Source organism: Paenibacillus maysiensis (genome assembly GCF_000520815.1).
Classification (GTDB): domain Bacteria; phylum Bacillota; class Bacilli; order Paenibacillales; family Paenibacillaceae; genus Paenibacillus; species Paenibacillus maysiensis.
In genome coordinates this window covers 1-5687 of the sequence record NZ_ASRY01000212.1, presented here as the reverse complement: position 1 = coordinate 5687, position 5687 = coordinate 1, and the positions used below count along the sequence as shown (strand labels likewise).

The 5687-nt window shown below is 42.8% G+C and carries 5 protein-coding genes; 4 read left to right on the top strand and 1 reads right to left on the bottom strand.

Annotated elements, in window-relative coordinates:
* Nucleotides 1-361: 361 nt before the first annotated feature.
* A complete protein-coding gene (locus L696_RS0115405) occupies nucleotides 362-799 on the top strand; it encodes a NucA/NucB deoxyribonuclease domain-containing protein (RefSeq protein WP_025684443.1) in 438 nt (145 codons plus the stop codon).
* Between the two features lie 35 nt (nucleotides 800-834).
* Here L696_RS0115405 and L696_RS30960 read toward each other — a convergent pair whose 3' ends face one another.
* A complete protein-coding gene (locus L696_RS30960) occupies nucleotides 835-981 on the bottom strand; it encodes a hypothetical protein (RefSeq protein WP_209440971.1) in 147 nt (48 codons plus the stop codon).
* A gap of 114 nt (nucleotides 982-1095) precedes the next feature.
* Between L696_RS30960 and L696_RS28645 the strand changes: the two genes are divergently transcribed.
* The 3 genes from L696_RS28645 to L696_RS0115380 form a co-directional block, all read left to right on the top strand.
* A complete protein-coding gene (locus L696_RS28645; RefSeq protein WP_049827403.1) occupies nucleotides 1096-2916 on the top strand; it encodes a sensor histidine kinase in 1821 nt (606 codons plus the stop codon).
* Nucleotides 2891-4588, top strand: a complete 1698-nt coding sequence (locus L696_RS0115385; protein WP_025684441.1) for a response regulator transcription factor — start codon at nucleotides 2891-2893, stop codon at nucleotides 4586-4588. The genes L696_RS28645 and L696_RS0115385 overlap by 26 nt, the downstream gene beginning before the upstream one ends.
* A 135-nt stretch (nucleotides 4589-4723) precedes the next feature.
* Nucleotides 4724-5687 (top strand): type 2 periplasmic-binding domain-containing protein (locus L696_RS0115380; protein WP_025684440.1); only part of this gene is annotated, 964 nt, incomplete at its 3' end.

The following is a 5687-nucleotide window of genomic DNA, read 5'->3' as shown; positions in this document are numbered from 1 at the left end:
GGCCTCGTTAATTTCTTATTTGCGTCTTATATAGCCCTTTTTCAGGAATGATTCCAATGTATCTTCAGATTATTATGTTTTAATATAAAATATTTATAATTAAGATATATGCGGGCATGCTGCGACAACAGTCTTTCTGACATGTTATAATAGGGAAAAGCCCAGTCGGAAAGGTTGTCAGTACGGTATGAAGCTTTTTAAAGGCTTATTTTGGGGAATATTGATCAGTCTTCTTCTGTGGTGTGCCTTCTTCGGGCTTGTCCGCTGGATATCTCATTGAATCGGGTTACAGAAAAATAAAGTTTGGGAATTTCCTTGGTTGAAGGTTATTCACCGAAATAGCTTGAAGGGAAGAGACAGATTGAAGAAAAAGTTGTTAAGTTTTTTAACCATAGTGATACTGGCTGCGGGTGTGTACTGGTTTGAAGGAGGCGATCTTCATACAAAAAAGACAGGAGAGAACCAGCCTTCCTCGGCCCAAGTTACACTGCAATTTCCGTCAGGACGCTATCCTGAAACAGCACACCATATCAAGGAAGCGATTCGGGCAGGGAAATCGCCGGTATGCACAATTGATCGTGAAGGCGCTGATCAAAACCGCAAGCAATCGCTCGCAGGTATTCCGACCCGTAAAGGGTATGATCGTGATGAATGGCCAATGGCTATGTGTACAGAAGGTGGCAAAGGCGCAAATGTCAAATACATAGCTCCTAAGGATAATCGGGGGGCAGGGTCATGGGTAAGTCACCAATTGGATGAGTATAAGGATGGAACGCGTGTACAATTTGTCGTGAAGTAGTCATGGATTCGAATTCGGGTGTGTGTATCTTAAAATTAATTCTTTTTGCCTGTTTCCTTTTTGGCCTTAATCAACGCCAGAAAAGCAAAAAAATCACCAAGTGTATTGAAGCCGGCACCCAAAATGGCCAAGTCTTCAGCGGATAGTTGATTTAACCACTCCATTTGCTTAGCATCGAACATATTATCACCGCCAACCATTGATAATGTATAGTATGTATTGACGGTGACGAAGGTCAGGGCTCAGGCATACCATTTGAGTATGCCTGTTTTATGTGCAGAGGATGTGTAGAACTCATGTTTAAATTTAATTTTTATACTAAAATTCTCTCCATCGTTATCGTATTGCTTATACCTGTGCTAATCCTGTATGTCTATTCTAATCAGACAACGACAGGAGTGTTACGTAAGGAGCTGAATCAGTCTAATTATAACCAGTTGACTTTTTTTCAAAATCAGGTGAATACGAATATTGAAATGATTTCCTCCTGGCCGCATCTGCTGATTCATGACCCTGATGTAGCCAGTTTTCAAGCGATTTTTTTAAAGGACAAGGTTCTCAATTTGGATGGTATTAACCTTGTCAAACGCATCCAAACGAAGCTCGGACTTCAGGAAAGCTCATCTAATTGGAGAACCGGTCTGAGTATTTATTCACCTTCGCTCGGACGTGTTGTATCAGAAGAAGGAGCCAGTTTTTATGATCAGAAAGAATTAAAGCAATTGATTAAAAACGGCTGGCAGGTATCTAAAAAAAACATGTATGGGAAGGATCAGTTTATATTCTCATTGTATACATTATCCCCGTTTTCTTCAGTTGGTAATCCGGAAACCGCTAACACAATTATTAAGGTCGAATTTGACAGCAGCAATATTCAGGACATGCTTGACCGTTTCAAAGGCGATGGACGGAAGGAACCTTTTTATTATAAAAAAGGTGTAGGAGTGATCTATAATCGTACTGCGAATGAAGAACTGTCAGGCAGGCTGATTACGAAACTGGAGAAGATGGGACTGCATGAAGTTGATAATCTGACCGTGAAAGTTGGAGAAGAGAGTTACCTTGTTCACGCCGTTCTTTCGCAAACGATGGGCTGGTATTTGATTGACTACATGCCTTTATCCGATATGATGTCTCCGATTTACACATCTAATCGACTATTTTATATAACCGTAGTTGGCTTGCTGCTGGTAGGCTTCATTGGTGCTTATTTGCTTCATTCACAGGTGCAAGTGCCGATTCTTCAGCTTGTGCGGGCATTTCGGAGATTAAAGGATGGGGACTATGCTGTTCGATTGAGTCTGAAGGGGAGTCATGAATTTGCTTTCCTATCTCGTCAATTTAATTTGATGGTCGGACAGATCCAGGAGCTGTTTGAAAAGGTTTATGTTGAGAAGCTACATGTGAAGGAAGCGCGTCTAAAGCAGCTCCAGTCACAAATCAATCCACACTTTTTCTATAATTGTTTTTCTTTTATTACAAGTATGGCGAAGCTGCGTAATCATGAGGCGGTCGTGGCAATGGCTCATAATTTGTCCAAGTATTATCGATATACGACAAGACAGGAACGAGATTTGGTACCTTTATCGGAGGAAATCGAGTTTGTTCATTATTATTTGAAAATTCAGCAGATGCGTATGCCACGGCTAACGTTTTCAATTGATGTTTCTTCACAGGCTAACAGTCTGCTGATTCCGTTGCTTGTAGTGCAACCACTAGTAGAAAATGCGGTGCTGCATGGGATAGAACCTCAAGCAGAGGATGGTATAATCCGCATTACAACGGAACAGATCGGCCCATATATGTGCTTATTTGTGGATGATAATGGACTCGGTTTGGGCAGGGAGGCTATAATGTCTCTGAGATTAGCACTTGACAAGCCGGTAGAAGAGGAAAGCGGCTACGGATTATGGAATGTGCATCAACGAATGCGATTACATTTTGGGGAAGACGCTGGACTGGACTTCTCATTGTCACCTTTGGGAGGACTGCGTGCGGTTTTAAAATGGTCGCTGTTAACAGAAGAAGAGCAGGCGAATAGCCTGATCAAACCTTCGTCAAATTCGAATATGATTAAAATGGAGGGCCCTGATGGTTCAGATATTACTGGTAGATGATGAGAGCTATGTAACAGAAAGCCTGGCGGCTACGATTCCGTGGGAGGCGCTGGGCATTGAGAGGGTTCATCAAGCCGCTTCCGCATTAGCAGCAGTGGATGTGCTGGAAGCGTATGATATTGATATTCTCGTTACGGATATTCGTATGCCTGGCATGACAGGGCTGGAGTTGATTGTTGAGGTAAATGAACGATGGCCGCATATCCGATGTTTGCTACTAACAGGCTATGCCGATTTTGAATATGCTAAAAAGGCACTTCAGCTTAAGGCTTTTGATTATATTTTAAAACCGGTGGATGATGAGGAGTTTATGAAATGTGTATCCGCTGCCATCGATTCGCTAAAGGAAGAATGGGAAGCTTTTAACAAGATTCATCAATTACAGTATAATCGCAGGACGGATTTTGGTGTGCTGCGCACCCACTTAATGCACGACTTGGTACTTGGACGTGATTTGTCTGTACAGATGATAGAGGACAAGTTATCCCAGTACGAAATCATGTTACGCACGGGACATCCTGCTGGTATGCTACTTATTCAGCTAGGCAAGCATTTTTCTGATATGGATTATCATTCTGTATCCTTAATCGAGTATGCGATTGGAAATATTGCTGAAGAAGTGTTCGCACCCGATTTTCACGTGTGGCACTGTAAAGCGCCACATGATTGCTTAATTGTATTAATAGAAGAAAATTGGAATAACAATCGGGAAAAGTATAGTATGCATCATGAAGAAGAATCAGATTATGCCCCAGAACAGCATGATATGAAGCGAATAACAGAAATTAGTATGAACGAGCATAGTAGTATTTTGCGGGCGACTATCGAAACCTTTCGAAAAAATGTGAGCAATTACTTGAAAGGGGAAATTTACGTCACGGTAACTGGTTGGTTTATGTTCCCAGAGGAGCTGCCTAAGGCATATCAGACAGCGATAAGATCCTTATACTGGAACCATCAGGAGGAGACAGAAACACTGCTATTCATAGAAGAAGAGACAGAACAGCCACACAGCTCAGTTAAGTCGCTGGAGGGGCTTTATATGCACCCTACGCTTACTCATCTGCTAGAGTCCAGGCAATGGGAAGAGGCCGAAGCGAAAGTGAGCCGTGTATTTGGAAAAATGGAAGAGGTGGGATATACACGCGAGCATTTATATGAGCTGTTTATTTCGGTGACGAGCGCCTTTATGTATACAGCGCACAAACAAGGACGTTTCATTACACAGATGGATCAAGCAGGCTTCGATCCGTTACATGCGCAGAAAATGGTTCAATCGTTCTCCAACCTTAAGGAATGGATTTTTTCCATGATGAACAAGCTGAAGTCGGAATGGTCGGCAAGTGAGCAAAGTGCCAAAAGCTACGTGGTCAAGCAGGTTCAGGAACTCATCTCCCAGGATAAAGGTCAGGAGCTGTCTGTGAAGACGATTGCCGATCAGGTTTATCTACATCCAGTCTATCTGTCTAAAATTTATAAAGCTGAAACCGGAGAAGGTCTGGGTGACTATATCATCCGAATGAGAATGGAGCGGGCTCTTTATTTACTCAAGTATTCCAACAAAAAAATATACGAAATTACAACCGAACTGGGCTATCAGAATCCCCAATATTTCAGTAAAATGTTCAAAAAGCATTACGGAATGACTCCGCATGAATTTCGGGACCAGTAAAGACGGGACCAATAAAGAAGGAATTAGTAAAGATCAGTTGGGAAAGGTGCAGAAATATTTATTTTGTGACATAGGCTGCGTAGAAAAGCCCTCTTATAATAAAAGAGTAGAAAATGATTTTTGAGGGGGAACAATATGCGAGTCCATTCGAAAAAAAAGCTATTGTCGTTGCTCGCCGCAACTATGGTATTAGGAGTAGGTCTTGTCGGCTGCTCAGGTACGGGGAGTGGTGGAGATGCCAATAGCACAGCTAAAACTGAAAACGTATACAAAGAAAAATACAATCCGGAAGTCACAATTTCCACGGTATGGGGCGTAGATCCCGCCTTAAAATTTAAAAATGGCGAATCTATCGAAAATAACGTTGCGACAAAATGGGCTAAGGAGAAATTTGGTATTAATATAAAATCACTCTGGTCTGTCACGGATACGAATGGTTCATTTGCCACCAAGCTGCGTTTGGCTATGTCCTCCGGCCAGGAGATGCCGGACGTCGTTGTACTGGGGACAGAGAGTGAACAGCTGGCACAGGATATGATCGATTCGGGCATGTTTGCGGAAGCGGGTCCATTGTTTGATAAGTACGCTTCAGATTCCTGGAAGCAAGCGATGAATCAGGATGTGAGCGTATGGAATCAGTATAGCCGGGATGGCAAAAAAATGGGTATTCCTGTACTTGATTTTGCTTATAACCACGATTATATATTGTGGGTGCGACAAGATTGGCTGGACAAGCTGGGCATGAAGGCGCCTCATACGATGGACGAGCTGGAAAAAGTGATGGATGCCTTTAAAAATAAAAACCCAGACGGACTGTCTCCAGACAAGGTTATTCCGCTCAGCATCGGTTTCAAAACGTCTATGAACACTTGGATGGGTGACCCGTCCTGGATTTTCGGGGCGTACGGTACACTCCCGCAACAGTGGAATAAAGGCACGAACGGTAGTCTGGAATATGGCTCTGTACAGCCTGGTATGAAGCCGGGGCTGCAAAAGCTGAGTGAGTGGCTGAAAAAGGGATATATCCCCAAGGAAGCAGCATTGTGGGATGAAATTAAAACGTCAGAGCCTGCAATTGCAGGAACAGCAGGTCTCATAC